14 protein-coding genes, 1 tRNA gene and 1 pseudogene are annotated in these 15,980 nt (G+C 59.0%); 12 read left to right on the forward strand and 4 right to left on the reverse strand.

Translation table 11 applies throughout. The features are described 5' to 3' along the window. Window positions 1-80: 80 nt before the first annotated feature. From MF410_RS36620 to MF410_RS13645, 6 genes are all read left to right on the forward strand, one after another. Complete coding sequence (locus MF410_RS36620; protein WP_275593013.1) at window positions 81-788, forward strand: N-6 DNA methylase; 708 nt, start codon at window positions 81-83, stop codon at window positions 786-788. Then, window positions 763-1,278 (forward strand): N-6 DNA methylase, encoded by a 516-nt coding sequence (locus MF410_RS36625; RefSeq protein ID WP_275593014.1) that lies wholly within the window; start codon window positions 763-765, stop codon window positions 1,276-1,278. Before MF410_RS36620 ends, MF410_RS36625 begins: the two co-directional genes overlap by 26 nt. Continuing rightward, a complete protein-coding gene (locus tag MF410_RS13630; protein ID WP_239619817.1) occupies window positions 1,275-1,508 on the forward strand; it encodes a hypothetical protein in 234 nt (77 codons plus the stop codon). Before MF410_RS36625 ends, MF410_RS13630 begins: the two co-directional genes overlap by 4 nt. Then, window positions 1,505-3,127, forward strand: coding sequence for a restriction endonuclease subunit S (locus MF410_RS13635; RefSeq protein ID WP_222148781.1), 1,623 nt, complete (start codon window positions 1,505-1,507; stop codon window positions 3,125-3,127). Before MF410_RS13630 ends, MF410_RS13635 begins: the two co-directional genes overlap by 4 nt. 469 nt (window positions 3,128-3,596) lie before the next feature. Continuing rightward, entirely contained in the window at window positions 3,597-4,748 is a 1,152-nt protein-coding gene (locus MF410_RS13640; RefSeq protein WP_239619818.1) for an AAA family ATPase, read from the forward strand. 220 nt (window positions 4,749-4,968) lie between these two features. Beyond that, complete coding sequence (locus MF410_RS13645; RefSeq protein ID WP_239619819.1) at window positions 4,969-5,544, forward strand: hypothetical protein; 576 nt, start codon at window positions 4,969-4,971, stop codon at window positions 5,542-5,544. A gap of 384 nt (window positions 5,545-5,928) precedes the next feature. Here the strand turns inward: MF410_RS13645 and MF410_RS13650 are convergent. After that, window positions 5,929-6,002: transfer RNA gene (locus MF410_RS13650), tRNA-Gln, on the reverse strand. A 162-nt stretch (window positions 6,003-6,164) separates the two neighbouring features. Here MF410_RS13650 and MF410_RS13655 point away from each other — a divergent pair. The 3 genes and pseudogenes from MF410_RS13655 to MF410_RS13665 all read left to right on the forward strand — a co-directional run bounded on the left by MF410_RS13655 (window position 6,165) and on the right by MF410_RS13665 (window position 9,273). Then, window positions 6,165-7,073 carry an MBL fold metallo-hydrolase gene (locus MF410_RS13655; RefSeq protein WP_097624157.1) on the forward strand — a complete coding sequence of 303 codons (909 nt, stop codon included), beginning with the start codon at window positions 6,165-6,167 and terminating at the stop codon, window positions 7,071-7,073. A gap of 21 nt (window positions 7,074-7,094) precedes the next feature. After that, window positions 7,095-7,544, forward strand: coding sequence for a DCC1-like thiol-disulfide oxidoreductase family protein (locus tag MF410_RS13660; RefSeq protein ID WP_097624156.1), 450 nt, complete (start codon window positions 7,095-7,097; stop codon window positions 7,542-7,544). Next, window positions 7,541-9,273, forward strand: a pseudogene (locus MF410_RS13665) (DUF4166 domain-containing protein). Before MF410_RS13660 ends, MF410_RS13665 begins: the two are co-directional and overlap by 4 nt. A 424-nt stretch (window positions 9,274-9,697) precedes the next feature. On the opposite strand, the gene MF410_RS13670 reads toward MF410_RS13665, so the two are convergent. After that, on the reverse strand, window positions 9,698-10,603 hold the full coding sequence (locus MF410_RS13670) for a DUF1499 domain-containing protein (RefSeq protein WP_131711376.1): 906 nt from the start codon (window positions 10,601-10,603) through the stop codon (window positions 9,698-9,700). Between the two features lie 357 nt (window positions 10,604-10,960). Here MF410_RS13670 and MF410_RS13675 point away from each other — a divergent pair, with 357 nt between their 5' ends. Beyond that, the gene (locus MF410_RS13675) at window positions 10,961-11,350 is read left to right on the forward strand and encodes a hypothetical protein (RefSeq protein WP_097624153.1); all 390 of its coding nucleotides are present in this window, start codon (window positions 10,961-10,963) and stop codon (window positions 11,348-11,350) included. A 15-nt stretch (window positions 11,351-11,365) separates the two neighbouring features. Here MF410_RS13675 and MF410_RS13680 read toward each other — a convergent pair whose 3' ends face one another. Then, window positions 11,366-11,611, reverse strand: coding sequence for a hypothetical protein (locus tag MF410_RS13680; protein ID WP_037073946.1), 246 nt, complete (start codon window positions 11,609-11,611; stop codon window positions 11,366-11,368). Window positions 11,612-11,714: 103 nt separating this feature from the next. Here MF410_RS13680 and MF410_RS13685 point away from each other — a divergent pair, with 103 nt between their 5' ends. Both MF410_RS13685 and MF410_RS13690 read left to right on the forward strand, forming a co-directional pair. Beyond that, window positions 11,715-11,912 (forward strand): hypothetical protein, encoded by a 198-nt coding sequence (locus tag MF410_RS13685; protein WP_097624184.1) that lies wholly within the window; start codon window positions 11,715-11,717, stop codon window positions 11,910-11,912. A 294-nt stretch (window positions 11,913-12,206) separates the two neighbouring features. Continuing rightward, window positions 12,207-12,482, forward strand: coding sequence for a hypothetical protein (locus tag MF410_RS13690; protein ID WP_097624152.1), 276 nt, complete (start codon window positions 12,207-12,209; stop codon window positions 12,480-12,482). Between the two features lie 11 nt (window positions 12,483-12,493). On the opposite strand, the gene ppdK is transcribed toward MF410_RS13690, so the two are convergent. Then, complete coding sequence (gene ppdK / locus MF410_RS13695) at window positions 12,494-15,178, reverse strand: pyruvate, phosphate dikinase (protein WP_097624151.1); 2,685 nt, start codon at window positions 15,176-15,178, stop codon at window positions 12,494-12,496. Between the last annotated feature and the right edge of the window lie 802 nt (window positions 15,179-15,980).

Genomic DNA, 15,980 nt, shown 5'->3' on the forward strand with positions numbered 1-15,980 from the left:
ATGCCACCATCATCACCACTTGACAGAATGTCGTAATTGCGAACAACGCCCACTCAGAGCATTTTCGAAAGGTTACAGCTTTGACAACCTTGCCGCCGTCAACTCGTGCCACCGCGTCACGCATTTGGTCACTTTGCAATGTCCTTCGCGGCGACGGTATCAGCTATAATCAGTACATTGCGGAACTCACCTATCTACTTTTTCTAAAGGTGGCCGAAGAAAATGGCGCCGAAAGTTCCCTCCCTGAGGGCTATCGTTGGAAAGACCTCGTTTCATATGACGGGGCGAACCTGCTGGGCCATTATCAGGAGATGTTGACTCACCTTGGTACAAGCTCGGAAACGAAAATGGTTCGAGACATTTTCGCTTTTCCAACAACCGTTTTTTCACACTCGGAAAACCTGCGGGTGGTTATAAACGGCCTCAACGCCATCCAATGGAATCAGATTTCTGAAGATGGCCTCGGGCAAATTTATGAGGCCCTTCTAGCAAAAAACTCAGAGGATGCTCGTTCAGGGGCTGGCCAATATTTTACCCCGAGGGCGTTGGTAGACTGCATAGTTTCTATCGTGAAGCCGACGGTAGGAGAGCTAATTCAAGACCCTGCGACAGGCACGGGTGGCTTTCTAATTAGCGCAGATGCCTATGTTAGAGCTACCCAAACGCAAGAAGAATATGAAGCCACGCCGCCGCAGTATGAGGGCGTCGAGATCGAGCGGGGTACATATAGGCTATGTTTGATGAACGGTGTTCCTGCATCGTATGAACGCTTCTCTCTCGCTCGGTGATGCGCTTACCGAAGATGGCTCGCATCTAAAACCAGCTGACGTGATTATCGCCAACCCACCATTCGGCGCAAAATCGGGAAGCGTACGCGCTACACGAGACAGCTTTTCCTACTCTTCCTCTAATAAGCAGCTTGAATTCCTCCAGCATATCTATCAGAGCCTGAAGCCCGGTGGACGAGCAGCTGTTGTGTTGCCTGACAATGTGCTTTTCGAGGAAGGAGTGGCTCGTCAGATTAGGCGAGAGCTTATGGAGCTTTGTTCGCTTCATACTATTTTGCGTCTGCCGACGGGAATTTTCTACGCACAAGGCGTCAAAACGAATGTTCTCTTCTTCACCCGTGGCCATGGCAACCAAGAAAATACCAAGGAAGTCTGGATTTACGACCTACGAACCGCCGCTCCTAAATTCGGAAAAAAGAATCCTCTAACCTCATCCTATTTCGCAGACTTTATTTCTAGTTCGGCAAGTGGCCCCATCTCGAAAGGGTGAGCGAAGACCGGGTAGAAAATGACAGGTTTAAGCGGTTCGATCTCGACTATCTGTCATCGACTAACGAAAACCTCGACATTCATTGGCTCACTGATGAACAGGAAAGCGATGAATATGAAGGGTTGAGACCCGACGAGATTTCTGCGCTGGTTCTGGTTTCTTTGGGATCGCTTATCAAAGATGTTGAGGATCTCCATGTGGCGTTGAACGTGACCGAAGACGATCAATGAGCACGAATCGCGTTCCCGCCGGATGGGCCGAACTTAAGCTGAGCCAAGTGGCAGCTATTTCCAGTGATAGGTTTGATTGGGAGGATGCAGCAAGCCAAGTGTATCTAGGCTTGGAACATATTGAGCGTCATACGCATCGTATTATCGGCCACGGTAGTGGCGCAGATATATCCAGCGTTAAAAACCGTTTCCGAGCGGGTGATCTGCTATATGGCCGGCTCCGACCCAATCTAAACAAGGTTGCCATAGCACCGTTCGATGGTATTTGCTCCACAGACATAGTTGTATTCCGTCCGACGGCGATGCTCGATACCAGCTATTTGCTAGAGATACTTAGCGATGACCGCTTTATCGATTATGCGATCTCAAAAGCAAAAGGCGTTAATTTGCCAAGAATATCGGTAGCGGACGTTCTCGCATATTCTACTCATATTCCTCCTTATGATGAGCAACAGCGAATAATACGAGAGCTGGAAGTTCGGTATTCTCTGCTTTCTACAATCAATCAGAAGCTAAGTGATTTAGCGGAAGTCATTCAGCGCATGCCCTTCAGAATAATAGAGGCTGGGGTGCAGGGAAAACTTTTCAAGGGTTGGCAAAGCAAACAGCGAACCAGAGTGGAGCGAAACTCGACCGCCACTGTACGAGGCCGAAATTCCTCCGGCAACCTTGAGACGCCGCTTGAGTGGAAGAAATCTACTGTAGGGGCAGCCGGCGATGTTAGCGCGGGTCGACAACGCTCTCCTAAAAATCACTATGGTGAAAATATGCAACCTTATCTGCGGGTTGCAAATGTTTTCGAAGATCGAATCTCTGTCGATGACATTATGACAATGCACTTTGAGCAAAAGGAATTTGAAACATACAGGCTGCGACATGGGGACATACTTCTTAATGAGGGTCAAAGCTTGGAGCTTGTCGGACGACCCGCTATGTTTCGGAATGAGCTTGACCCAGTTGCTTTTACCAATTCGTTGGTCCGGTTTCGGGCGTCTGGGGCAGTTGAGCCTGAATATGCGCTCCTCGTGTTTCGCCACTATCTCCACAGCGGCGTTTTCAGAAGCATTGCTAAAATCACCACAAACCTAGCACACCTCGGGGTCTCGCGTTTCGCCGCGCTTCCCTTCCCCCTTCCGCCTATCGACCAGCAGCGCGACATTGCTCGCATCAGTAGAGAGCACTTGGATAACATTGAGCGAATCCGCAATGAAGCCAGTCGCGTCGAGAGCCTACTTGGTGCATTGAAAAAAGCGCTCAGAAAAGAAGCGCTGGCCGGAAAATTAGCAAGACAGATCAGCGGTGAGACAGATGTGCTTACATCCTTAAGTGCATATGAAGCATTATTAGCAGCACAACCGAAGCCGTCGAGGCGAAGATCGAAACCTAGGACATCGCTCATGAAAGGCCAGATACCCGTTTCTCAAGCTTTAAAGGGCGTGGATAAGCCGATAGACGGTCAGAAACTCTTCTACCTTTGTGGCTACCCAGAAGACTCTTCAACAGACCTTATCGAACAATTCTTCCTCGATCTCCGAACCCAACTCCAAGCTGGATCCATTTTGCGATTAGAGCGGGATGGACACGACGTCTTCGTACCTCAGAAGGGCGAAGCTGAATGAAGATTGACTTTTTACATATTCGCTCATCATTCAAAAATCTGGAGGGCGTACGGATCGACTTCGATGAAGACGATTTAATGACCGTCGTTGTCGGACGGAACGGTTCCGGCAAATCTAACGTGTTAGAGGCGCTAGTCGTTATATTTCGCAACCTCGACCTCGGCGAAAGCCCGGCCTTTTCCTATGCTATCCGATACAAGCTGGGAGAGAGCAACGACGAGCGATGGATCACTGTGGATGCTGACCCGGGTAGAGGGTCAATAAGCAAGCAATATCAGATCACTTGCAGTGAGAGACTCCTGGTGACTTGCTCACAACGGAGAAGCAGGTCCCAATTTCGCGGGCAAAGAGAAATCCCAGCGGTGTAAGTTACTACCTGCCCAATTACCTCTTCGCCTATTACTCCGGCCCCAGTGACCGCCTCGAAGATCACTTTCGCCGTCACAGGACCGAGTTCTACAGAAAGCTGTTGGAAAATAAGGTCGAGCTAGGCGGGCAGATACGGCCGCTATTTTACGCCAAACCCAACCATAGCCAGTTTGTGCTTCTCGCCTTTTTCTTGAGCACACAAGAGGACAAAGAGCGAAAATTTCTCAGAGATCAACTTGGAATTGAAGGGCTTGACGCCGTCCACTTCGTTATGCGGAGACCGGAATGGGTAAAATCTCATTTAAAAACTGAGAAATTTTGGGGTGCAGGAGGTGTCGTTCGAGATTTTCTAGACCGCCTTTACCCGCTCGCTCTCTCCCCACTCAGGGTCACTCGAAACGAAACTTTGTCGCTTACCGGGCGCAAAATCAAAAACGAATTCATACATCTTTTCCTTCCTGACGTTGAAAGCCTCCGCGCTTTCTCGTCTGAACTTACACCTGACGTGTTCTTTAAGATGCTGGAAAGCACATTATTGTCGGAAATCATTGCTGAAGTGAACGTTCGTGTCAGAGTTAGCTCTAGTGAGGCGCCCTTGACGTTCAGAGAGCTTAGCGAAGGTGAGCAACAGCTGCTTACTGTTCTCGGCTTGCTAAAATTCACCGGCGGCCGTGATTCACTTTTTCTCCTCGATGAACCGGACACCCACCTTAACCCCGCATGGGCCGTGAAATACTTGGAATTTCTGCGCGGATTCGTTCCAAATCATGAGGCGAGTCACCTGCTCATGGTAACCCATCACCCACTTGCTATTGCTGAGCTTGATAAAGATCAGGTTCAAGTTATGACGCGTGACAGTGAGTACCGTGTACGTGCAAAACCTCCAATCGAGAGCCCGCGCGGCATGGGGTACGCTGGGATTCTAACAAGCGATATGTTTGGCTTACAGACAACACTCGACCTCCCGACAGAAGAGCTAATTCGGGAACGCAGAGCTCTGAGTGAAAAAACTGAGCTTTCCTCCGAAGAAAGTATTCGGCTTAACGCGATCAATAGTGAACTTCAGGGCCTTGGTTTCTCAACATCGCACTGGGATACCGATTATCAAGACTATCTGCGACGACGGAAGAAAATCGCGGATGAGCTGTTCAACTCGACTAAAGATAGCACACTCGCTGAAGTGCGGCGTCGGATTGCGGACGAAATCATCCGAGAAATGTTAACGGAAGAAAACTCGGGGCCTAGCCAGTGAGAGCCGTCGAGTACGATCCGAAAAAGCTATCTCTCCCACCTGATTGGGCCGAACGCGCCGAGGCTTTAAAAAAAGACTGCTTAAAGAGAACGACCCTCTAAAGCGGAGCGAGATCATCCGCAAAAACGAAATTTGGTCCGAGATCAAATTCGAGCTTCGGAAGGTATTTAGCGAAAAATGTTGGTACACTGAGTCCCCTCAGAGGGGCACAGACACCGATGTGGACCACTTTAGGCCCAAGAGGCGAGTCTTTGAGCGATCCACGAAGGGCGACGAGCATCCGGGCTATTGGTGGCTTGCTTACGATCTCGATAACTATCGCTACAGCTGCATCTACGCGAATAGACTACGGCGCGACATCGAGACCGACCTCGTAGGAGGAAAAGCTGATAGGTTTCCTGTAGTAGAAGCGACGCGGGCGATGGGCCCGGACGCAAATTGGAAATCGGAAAAGACCTATCTAATCGATCCGTGTAATCCGGATGAGGTCGCGATGATCACTTTCAAGGAAGACGGCGAGGCTATGGCCCGATTTCCGGCTAGCGAGCAATACAAGCACGACATGGCGATGTTATCCATCGAGTGCTACAACATTAACCACAGTGATTTTGTGAAAGCTCGCATGGACGTGAAAGCCAGTATTGAAGAGCTGCGTGTAGAAGCTAAGCGATTGTTTGCGCGAACTCGAAGACGGAGATGCCGATCACAAGCAATCATACAGGCAAGCCATCAGCACCCTGAGAAAAATGCGGGAAAAGACAGCTCCTTACTCAGCCTTCTGCATTGCAATCACTGAACTCGTTTAGAGGAGATGAGTCGCTTGCTGGTATATTCCTGTGACATCGTTCTGAGCGAGCTAGGCTAAAATGTGGGTTGAAGCGTGGGGTAACTTGAAAGGGCGAATAAAAAGGAGGCAATAGCAATAGCTTAACAGGAAATCTGGCAGAGAGGGATTTGAGCCTACGATACCCCTACAGATATGGCACATTTCGAGTGCGGTGCACTCGATCATTCTACCTATCCCCCAGCGGTCTGGCCGACGCATGTTTGCACGGCCTTCCGATAACGCGAGTTGCCGAGCTGTCGCCCGCTCACCAAGGGACTTAAGACGGTTTCGAGCACCGAACTATTACTGGCAAGCCGCTTCCTTAGCCTAGATTGCTGAAAATAAACACTGCGTTGGCTGGGGCGCCTGGATTCGAACCAGGGATGACGGTACCAAAAACCGTTGCCTTACCGCTTGGCGACGCCCCACCAGAGCTTGAGCGGAAACCGCTTGCTCAAATCGACGCCTGATTAGCAAAGCTCTTCGCCTGTCACAATGACTAAGTTTAACCCGGCGCAGATTTATGCGCTGCGTAGCGGCCGCCATCGTGCTAGGAATTGGCGACGTCATCGGCCCGAGATCATTCCTTCATGGACAGTCCCGCATTCGACCTCGCTTTCGAGCCGGCCTATGGGCAAGCCGTGCCGGTCGCCTCAGGGGTCGAGCGGGTGACAGTGAACAATCCCGGCCCTTTCACCTTTTTCGGCACCAACAGCTATATCGTCGGCTCCTCCTCCGTCGCGGTCATCGATCCCGGGCCGGAGGACGAGGCGCATTTTCAGGCGCTGATGGCAGCGCTTGCCGGCCGCGCGGTGACGCATATCTTCGTCAGCCACACGCATCGCGACCACTCTCCCCTTGCCCGCCGGCTGCAAGCGGCAACGGGTGCGGTGACGGTGGGCCAGGGGCCGCATCGGCCGGCGCGGCCGCTGAGGGATGGCGAGATCAATCCCTTTGCCGAAAGCTCGGATCTATCCTTCGTGCCCGACATCACGCTCAGTGACGGCGAGACCCTATCGGGCGATGGCTGGGCGCTGACTGCGGTGCTGACGCCGGGGCACACGGCCAATCATGCCGCCTTTGCGCTGGAGGGTCAGGACATTCTGTTCACAGGCGATCACGTCATGGCCTGGTCGACCTCGATCGTCGCACCGCCAGATGGTTCGATGGCGGATTACATGGCCTCGCTCGAGCGGCTGATTGCGCGCGACGACCGGCTGTTGCTGCCCGGCCATGGCGGGCCGGTGACGGAGCCGGCCGGATTCCTCAAGGCACTGAAGGCGCATCGCCTCGGGCGCGAGCAGGCGGTGCTGGCGCGCGTCCAGGCGGGCGACACTCAGATTGCCGAGATGGTGAAGGTGATCTATCGCGATACCGATCCGAAGCTGCATGGGGCGGCCGCCCTTTCCGTGCTCGCCCATATCGAGAATCTCATGGAGCGCGGCGAGATTGCGGCCGATGGGCCGCCTTCGCTTGCCGCCACCTACCGGCTGTTGTAAGCGGGAGATGGGGAGATTACCATGACGCGTGCCGCTTACAGCTATCGCAGCGATGCCGATGTGCCCGATTTTGCCGATGACCAGCCGCTGATCGTCTTTGATGGCGAATGCGTGTTCTGCTCCGGCTGGGTGAAATTCGCGCTGAAGCACGACAGTGAGCGGCGCTACCGCTTCCTCGCCGCCCAGACGCCGCTCGGCGCAGCACTCTACCGGCATTATGGGCTGAATGAGCGCGATTACGAAACCAATATCCTCATCGAGCATGGCCGCGCCTTCTTCAAGTCGGATGGGTCGATCCGCATGGTGGCCGGCCTCGGCTTTCCCTATTCGCTGGTCAGGATCTTCCGGCTGCTGCCGCGGCGGGTGGCCGATGCGCTCTATGAATTCATCGCCCGCAACCGGCTGAAGATCGCCGGGCGGCAAAGCTGCATGGTGCCGACGGCGGAGCAGCGCAGCCGTTTCATCGCATGAGCGGCGAGCGGCTCTCGCTGCTGATCATCGGCGGCTATGGCACGTTCGGCGGCCGGCTGGCGTGGCTGCTTGGCGATCAACCCAGGCTCAGGTTGTTGATCGCCGGGCGCTCGCTTGAAAAGGCCGATGATTTCGTTGCCGATCTCAGATCCCCGAAAGATGGATCCGAGGGCCTGGGAAGCAGCAATCTCGGGGCAACGCTGCAGGCGGTGGCCTTCGATCGTGACGGCGATCTCACCGAACAGCTGACGCGGCTGCGGCCGGATCTGGTCGTCGATGCCTCCGGGCCGTTCCAGAGTTTTGGGCAAGATCCCTATAAGGTGGTGCGCGCCTGCATCGGGCTCGACATCGATTATGCCGATCTCGCCGACAGCACCGGCTTCGTCGCTGGGATCGGCGAGCTCGATGCCGAGGCGAGAGCGAAGGGGGTTTTTGCGCTCTCCGGTCTCAGCAGCCTGCCGGCGCTGTCCTTCGCCGCGCTCGAAGTGATGGCGCCGCGGTTTTCCCGGATCGATGCGGTGGCCGCCGGCATTGCCCCGTCGGCGCATGTGAAGATCGGGCTCAATGTTGTGAGAGCAATCGCCAGTTATGCCGGCAAGCCGGTCTCGGTGCTGCGCCAGGGGCGGCCGGCGCAGGCGCGCGGGCTGATCGAGGCGATGCGGGTGACGGTCGCCCCGCCCGGGGTGGCGCCGCTCAAGAGCCGGAATTTCCTGCTGGTGGATGCGCCGGATCTGGCGCTGCTGCCGGGCCGCTTTGCCGGCCTGCAATCCAGCTTCACCGGGGTCGGCACGGAGCCGCAGCTGCTGCAGCGGCTGCTTGGGCTTGCGGCAGGTCTCACGCGGCGGAAGCTGCTGCCGTCGCTGACGCCGTTTGCGCGGCTCATGCAGCGGGCGAGCCACGGCCTGGCGATCGGCGAGCATCGCGGCGGCATGTTCGTGCGCCTGAGCGGCCTCGATACCGCCGGCAAGCCGCTTGCCTGCGGCTGGCATCTGATTGCCGAGGGGGATGACGGGCCGTTCATTCCGGTCACCGGCGTGGCGGCGCTGGTGCGGCGGCTGCTGCGCGGCGTCCGGCCGGAGAGTGGCGCGCGGCCGGCGACGGGGGAATTGCGGCTGGAAGATTTCGAGGCGGAATTCCGGCGGTTCTCGATTGCAACAGGGATCAGGACGGAAAGCGAGGGTGCCGGCCTGCCGCTTTACCACAGGGTCCTCGGCAGCGCCTTCGCGCGGCTGCCGCCGGCCATATCAGCCATGCATGCGGGCGGATATTCGGGCAGCGCCCGTGTCGCCTCCGGGCGGGCGCGGGTCGAGCGCGGCAGCGGGTGGCTGGCGAGGATCGTCGCCCGGCTGATCGGCTTTCCCCGGCCGGCGAGGATGTGCCGGTCACGGTGCGCTTTACCGCCGATGGCGAGAAGGAGATCTGGACGCGGCATTTCGGCGATAAGAGCTTCCAAAGCCTGCAGCTCGAGGGCAAGGGCCGCGACCGGCATCTGCTCGCCGAGGTGTTCGGGCCGTTCCGGGTGCTGGTGGCGCTGGTGCCGGAGGGGGAGAGGCTGCGGCTGGCGGTGCGCGGCTGGCGCTTTTGCGGGCTTCCGCTGCCGCTGTTTCTGGCGCCGGGCGGGGAGACGTTCGAGGAGGAACGTGAGGGGCGGTTCCATTTTCACGTCGAGATCGGCGGGCGGCTGACGGGGTTGGTGGTGAGATATACGGGGTGGTTGGTGATGGAGTGAGCCCTCTCCAGCCTCATCCCGAGATGCGTAGCCCGCAGGGCGAAGCCTCGAAGGACGGGGCTGGCCACCTTCGCGATGCCGCGGCAATCCAGCCACCCGCCCTCTTCCTTCGAGGCCCCTGCGGGGCACATCAGGATGAGGGCTGATCGTGGTGCGTGTCGCCGTCTCTCCAGAGGCCGATCGTCGAATTCGCGGCATCGTAAGAATGTCGAGCCTGCCGCACCCTCTCCCGGCCCTTCGCTTTGGGCTCAGGGCGTTCGCCGCTGCAATCGATTCACTGGATCGATTGCTGCCGCTCCGCGGCACCTCGGCTCACCCACTGCAATCGATTCACTGGATCGATTGCTGCCGCTCCGCGGCACCTCGGCTCACCCGCTGCAATCGATTCACTGGATCGATTGCTGGCGCTTTGCGCCACCGCGGCTCACCCACCCGCAATCCCCAGCAACTCGGCGTCCAGCGCCTTCAAATAATCCCCGGCGATTTCGGCGCTGAAGCCGAGGTCGTGTTGGCCGTAGCGGGAGGCGACGCGGATGTCGACGAAGGTGGTTTCGGCCTCTTCGCGCAGGCGGATAAGAATATCGAAGCGCAAGCCGAGGATCAGTGTGCGGTTGCTCGCCTGCAGCGTCACGCCGTTGGCGCCGCGGATCAGCTTGGCGACGTCGTCGTCATAGGGGCGCGGCGTCGGCACGGGAATGATGCCGGGCGCATCGGCAACGGCTTCGTCGCCGGGCTCGGGTTTGGCCGGTCCGTCCTCCGGGTCGCGGTCCGGCTCGCTGGTGCCGGTGCTTCTGACGATGGTAAAGCCGCTCTGCTTGGCGACCTTGCGCACCGCTTCCAGCACCCGGTCGAGCGCGCCCTCATAGCGCCGGCCGGTCAACTCGGGATAGGCTGATATCTGCTTTTCGCGATCCTCCGGCGTCACGAGATTGCGCTTCAGCCAGATCTGATCGGATTTCGGGGTCGACAGCCAGTCAGGGGCTGCGACCGGGTCGGTGGAGACGTCGTAGATATCAGGCAGCGTCATGTACCGCTCGGCGGCGAAGGCGCCGATGCCGAGCGGAAAGGCGGCATAGATCAGGGCGGCGAGTGCGGCGAGCCCGCCTTCGGCGCCTGTCATCCAGAGGCTGCGCAGGCCGACTGCGGCCAGCATGGCGGCCAGCAGCCCGCAGCCGGCGGCGGCGATCAGAAGCAGCACGAGATAGGGGGTGGCGAGGCCGCCGAAGCGATGAGCGATCAGCACCGCCAGCGCCAGAACCAGCGAAAACGCCCCGAGCAGCCGCGAAAAGCGGGCGGCGCCTGAAACGGGACGGTCGAAACGGATGGCCATCAAACTTACCGGTTGCTCGTCAGCGCCGCGCCATCAAACAACGCAAATCGCCATAACCCTGTTTAGAGCATGATGCCGAAAAGTGTGAAGCGGTTTTCGGACGACATCATGCTCTATTTCTTTGATTTGGATCCGGATTCAGATTTTTGGCCAGCCCGGCCCAAAATCATCCGGATCTGGGCAGGTTTCGGCTGAATTGAAACTGTTGTCTTGGAATATCAGCCGGAATCCGCCTGGGATGGCCGAGGCGAAAGGCGAGGCGAAGACGGGGCCATTTCATGAGCCCTTGCTGATATGGTTAAAAAGGGTCATTCTGCCGCGGTTTCATCTCCGAATTCAAAGGCAAGGAGAGACGGGATGATTTCACCCGAGATAGCAGCCAGGCCACAGGCGTCTGCGCTTGGCGGGATCGACCACAGCGAACCGATGCTGCCGTTGGAGCTCGTCGAGCTCGAACTTTCGCTCGAAGGTTATGCCGGCGGCGATGCCGGTTTCTGCGAGGCAGTGCGCCAGGCAGCACAGCGGTCGGGCGGCGAGCTGCTGTTCGACCTGCCGGCCGGCGGCCTTGTCGCGGATTGCCGGCGCATCGCCGTGCTGCGCATTCCCGATGGCGGCAGTCAGATGCGCGTCGTGCTGGCGCTGCTCGATTATGCCGGCACCGAAATCCGCATGCAGGCGCCCAACGAGGAGACCGCGCATCTGGTGCGCTTCGCCGATGCCTTCATCGAGTTGCTGGAGCGGATTTAAGTTTGACCCTGCGTTCTAGCGCCGCTCGGCCGCAGCCTCCGCCAGGCTGCGGAAGGGAAACTTGCGGCCGCATTCGCATTTCAGCATGAAGCTTTCCTGGTGGTTGGACGGCCGCTGCACGCCAAAACCGCGCGGCAGCTGATCGACCTTGAAATCCGGGTGCTTGCGCTTGGGATCGTCGATCTCCGAGGCTTCGGCAAAGCCCTCATTGCCGCATTGCGGGCAGTTCAGTTTCTTCGAAAATCGATCGCGGATGGCCATGCTCGTCCTCATGCTTGAGGCCTTCTCATACAGAGGAATGCCGGCTGGTGAAAGTGGAACCATCTTCCGGCCGTGCCGTTCCCTCCTCGAAAAGGAGGCCATCATGCCGAACAGAGATCCGATTCCGACACCGACAACCGATACGCCGCGCGGGCCGACGCCAACACCCGGCATTCCCGACCGCATCCAGGAAAAACCGCCACTGACGCCTGCCCAGGACCCCGGCGATACGAAAAACCCGCAGGACCCGCCGCTCAATCCGGCGCTGCTGCCGATCGGCGATCCGGCCGGGGCGGCTTGACCGTCACACTCGCTCGTGCTTGTGCGGAGTCTCCCTGGTTTGGCGGCTTTGACGAAAACGCCAACCACACTCTCCGTCATCCCAGGCCTTGAGCCTGGGATCCCTGCCACTGCCGCTGATGGATGCTCGGCTCAAGGCCGAGCATGGCGGAAGGTGGGGTGGGCAGGAGAAACCCTTCACAGGTAGACATCCCTGTCGGCCATCCGCCAGCGAAACCAGAGGCACGCCCGCGGCCCGAAACTTGACGCCCGCACCCGAATGGCATTTCCTCCGGGAAAAGCAAGGAATACCCCGATGCGCACCGCTGTCCTCATCACCCTTCTCGCCGCCATCACCGGCCTGTCCGCCTGTCAGACGATGACGCCGGAGGAGCGGCGGGCGGCGGATGAGCAGCGGTGTTTAAGCTATGGCTTCCGCCGCGGCACCGATGGTTTTGCCACCTGCCTGCAGCGCATCGATCTCGACCGGCGGGCCGAATCGCGGGCGCAGAGTGCCGAGATGATGCAGAGCATGGCCTGGGATTTGAACGGGCCCTATATCTACCGCGATCGCTGGCACCATCATCATTGAGGCCGAGCTGACTATTTCCCCCGGAGGTCTTTCAGACCGCCTGATATGACCGCCTGCGCCGCCGCCAACCTGGCGATCGGCACGCGGAACGGCGAGCAGGAGACATAGTCGAGGCCGATCGTTTCGCAGAAGCGGATCGAAGCCGGGTCGCCGCCATGTTCGCCGCAGATGCCGAGCTTCATGTCGTTGCGGGTGCGCCTTCCGCGTTCCGCGGCGATGCTGATCAATTCGCCGACCCCGTCGAAATCGAGTGAGATGAACGGGTCATGCTCGATGATGCCCTTGCGCTGGTAGGTGGGGATGAAGGCCGAGGCATCGTCGCGCGAGATGCCGAAGGTGGTCTGCGTCAGGTCGTTGGTGCCGAAGGAGAAGAATTCGGCGGCTTCGGCAATCACATGGGCGCGCAGCGCCGCCCGCGGCAGCTCGATCATCGTGCCGACGAGATAATCGATCTTCATGCCGGCCTCGCTCATCACATCGCCGGCGACCTCGTCGATGCGGGCCTTGACGTAATCGAGCTCGGAGCGCAGGCCGACCAGCGGCACCATGATCTCCGGCACGACGGCCGCGCCGGTCTCCTTCGCCGCGGCAACCGCCGCCTCGAAGATGGCGCGGGCCTGCATCTCGACGATCTCAGGATAGGAGATCGCCAGCCGGCAGCCGCGATGGCCAAGCATCGGGTTGAACTCGTGCAGCGCATCGACGCGCTGGCGCAGCGCCTGCGCTTCCATGCCCATGGCGAAGGCGACTTCGGCCACCTCGTCATCGGTCTTCGGCAGGAATTCGTGCAGCGGCGGGTCGAGCAGGCGGATCGTCACCGGCAGGCCGTGCATGACGGTGAAGAGACCGGTGAAATCCAGCCGCTGCATCGGCAGCAGCTTGTCGAGCGCCAGCCGCCTGCCCTTCTCATCGACGGCCAGGATCATCTCGCGCATGACATGGATGCGCTCGCCCTCGAAGAACATGTGCTCGGTGCGGCAAAGGCCGATGCCTTCGGCGCCGAAGGAGCGGGCGGCCATCGCATCGGCCGGCGTATCGGCATTGGTGCGTACCGTCATCCGCCTGGCGCGGTCGGCCCAGCCCATGATCCGGCCGAAATCGCCCGAGAGTTCCGGCTGGATCATCGGCACCTCGCCCTTCAGCACCTGGCCGGCTGAGCCGTCGATGGTGATGATGTCGCCCTTCTTCAGGGTGACGCCAATGCCGAGCAGCCGCTCGTTGCGCTGATCGATGCGCATGGTGCCGGCGCCGACGACGCAGGGGATGCCCATGCCGCGGGCAACGACCGCCGCATGGCTGGTCATGCCGCCGCGCGTCGTCAGGATGCCTTCGGCCGCATGCATGCCGTGAATATCCTCCGGGCTGGTCTCGACCCTCAGCAGGATCACCTTGCGGCCTTCGGATTCCGCCTCGACGGCCTCTTCGGCCGTGAAGACGATGGCGCCGGTCGCAGCGCCGGGCGAAGCCGGAAGCCCGGTGCCGATCACCTGGCGGGTGACGCGCGGATCGATTGTGGGATGCAAGAGCTGGTCGAGGCTGGAGGGTTCGATGCGCAGCACCGCCTGGTCCTCGGTGATCACTCCCTCATCGACCATGTCGACGGCGATCTTCATCGCCGCCCGGGTCGAGCGTTTGCCCGAACGGGTCTGCAGCATCCACAGCTTGCCGCGCTCGATGGTGAATTCGATATCCTGCATGTCGCGGTAATGGATCTCAAGCTCGCTGCAGATGCGGCAAAGCTCGCGAAACGCCTCCGGCATCAGCTTTTCCATCGAGGGTTTTTCAGAGCCGGAGGAAATCCGCCCCTCCTCGGTGATGCTCTGCGGCGTGCGGATGCCGGCAACGACATCCTCGCCTTGCGCATTGACCAGGAATTCGCCGTAGAGCGCCTTCTCGCCTGTGGAGGGGTTGCGGGTGAAGGCGACGCCGGTCGCAGACGCATTGCCAAGATTGCCGAAGACCATCGCCTGGATGTTGACGGCCGTGCCCCAGCCTTCGGGAATATTGTGGAGCTGGCGGTAGGTGACGGCGCGCGCGCTCTTCCAGCTGGAAAAGACGGCGCCGACCGCGCCCCAGAGCTGGACTTCCGGATCCTGCGGGAATTCCTGCTCCAGTTCCTCCTCGATCAGCTTCTTGTAGAGCGAGACGATGTGCTGCCATTCCGAGGCGCTGAGTTCGGTATCGGTTTCATGGCCGAGCTTGGCTTTCTCGTCCTCGAGGATCTCCTCGAAGGCGTCGTTGCCGAGACCCATGACGACATCGGCATACATCTGGATGAAGCGGCGGTAGCTGTCCCAGGCAAAACGCGCGTCGCCGGCATCATGGCCGAGCGCCTGCACCGTCTCGTCGTTGAGGCCGAGATTGAGCACCGTGTCCATCATGCCGGGCATGGAAACACGGGCGCCGGAGCGCACCGAAAGCAGCAGCGGCTGGCTGCCGGAGCCGAAGCGACGGCCGGTGATCGCCTCGATGCCCGCAATGCCGGAGCGCACCTCGGCCTTTACGCCGTCTTCGATATGGCGGCCATTCCTGTAATAGGTGTTGCAGGCATCGCCGATGATCGTCAGCCCCGGCGGAACCGGCAGACCCAGCGCGCACATTTCCGCCAGATTGGCGCCCTTGCCGCCCAGAATCTCGTGATCGCGCGCCCGGCCCTCAGCCTGCCCGTCGCCGAACGTATAGACCCACTTGGTCATCTTCCCCCCAACACCAAACCGGGATTAGCTTAATCCGTTGGTGTTGAAATGAAAATCGACAAATGCGGCAGAATGTTGCGTTGCACAATAAATCTTCGGCAGGGCAGCGATCGAAACGATTGAAACATCGCCCGGCACCAAGACGGCATAAAAAAAGCTTTGCGGGACTGCAACATGTCCCGCAAAGCCTTGTTTCCGTCCGGCCAGGAAAACCGGACGGGGGTCCCTCAACCCAGGGCACTTTCCTCAAGTAATGGAATGCCCTATCGCTTGGTCTTCACGCAATTCCTGCGAAAGCCGCTTTGCGCGCCTCCTGGAACTGCCCCCGATTTTCCGGCTCTTGCCCTCTGCCCGGAAAACCGCCTGCAAATCCGACAATACGCACATATGACCGCCCACGTTTCCGCAGAAGCATCAGGTTGCGTTGAAACAACTTCTAATGCAAGTCATCGCAAAGAGCATCACCCAAATGGGGTACGAGCCGCAAAGAAGCCGACCTTTTTTGGTGCTTACGAAAATTCCGACGAAAGTGCGGGCCTTTTCAGCAGGTTTCGGCCGTCGGCCTGCGTGTCTCAGCCCCTCCCGGGCCACTCTTCCATGCCTCAGAAATCACGCCGTATGGCGCGCTGTTACGCAATATGACCAAACGCCGCCCGCCAAGCCCCGTCTCCTGCCCGTTTCACCCCTCTCCTCGGTCATCCCACGCCCTCTGAGTCTCGGATCCACGCGCTGCTGATCGCGCTAAGATGGGTCCTCGGGTCAAGCCCGAGGAGGACAGAGGGTGGGGTGACCGCCGCAGCAA

The sequence above is a fragment of the Rhizobium sp. C104 genome (genome assembly GCF_022354505.1).
Lineage (GTDB): Bacteria > Pseudomonadota > Alphaproteobacteria > Rhizobiales > Rhizobiaceae > Rhizobium > Rhizobium redzepovicii.

Excerpts from the sequence above, each read along its gene's own strand:
- MF410_RS36625 (WP_275593014.1), top strand. The coding sequence starts at position 763 with ATGAACGCTTCTCTCTCGCTCGGTGATGCGCTTACCGAAGATGGCTCG.
- MF410_RS13635 (WP_222148781.1), top strand. The coding sequence starts at position 1,505 with ATGAGCACGAATCGCGTTCCCGCCGGATGGGCCGAACTTAAGCTGAGC.
- MF410_RS13655 (WP_097624157.1), top strand. The coding sequence starts at position 6,165 with ATGGACAGTCCCGCATTCGACCTCGCTTTCGAGCCGGCCTATGGGCAA.
- MF410_RS13660 (WP_097624156.1), top strand. The coding sequence starts at position 7,095 with ATGACGCGTGCCGCTTACAGCTATCGCAGCGATGCCGATGTGCCCGAT.
- MF410_RS13670 (WP_131711376.1), bottom strand. The coding sequence starts at position 10,603 with ATGGCCATCCGTTTCGACCGTCCCGTTTCAGGCGCCGCCCGCTTTTCG.
- MF410_RS13675 (WP_097624153.1), top strand. The coding sequence starts at position 10,961 with ATGATTTCACCCGAGATAGCAGCCAGGCCACAGGCGTCTGCGCTTGGC.
- MF410_RS13680 (WP_037073946.1), bottom strand. The coding sequence starts at position 11,611 with ATGGCCATCCGCGATCGATTTTCGAAGAAACTGAACTGCCCGCAATGC.
- MF410_RS13685 (WP_097624184.1), top strand. The coding sequence starts at position 11,715 with ATGCCGAACAGAGATCCGATTCCGACACCGACAACCGATACGCCGCGC.
- MF410_RS13690 (WP_097624152.1), top strand. The coding sequence starts at position 12,207 with ATGCGCACCGCTGTCCTCATCACCCTTCTCGCCGCCATCACCGGCCTG.
- ppdK (WP_097624151.1), bottom strand. The coding sequence starts at position 15,178 with ATGACCAAGTGGGTCTATACGTTCGGCGACGGGCAGGCTGAGGGCCGG.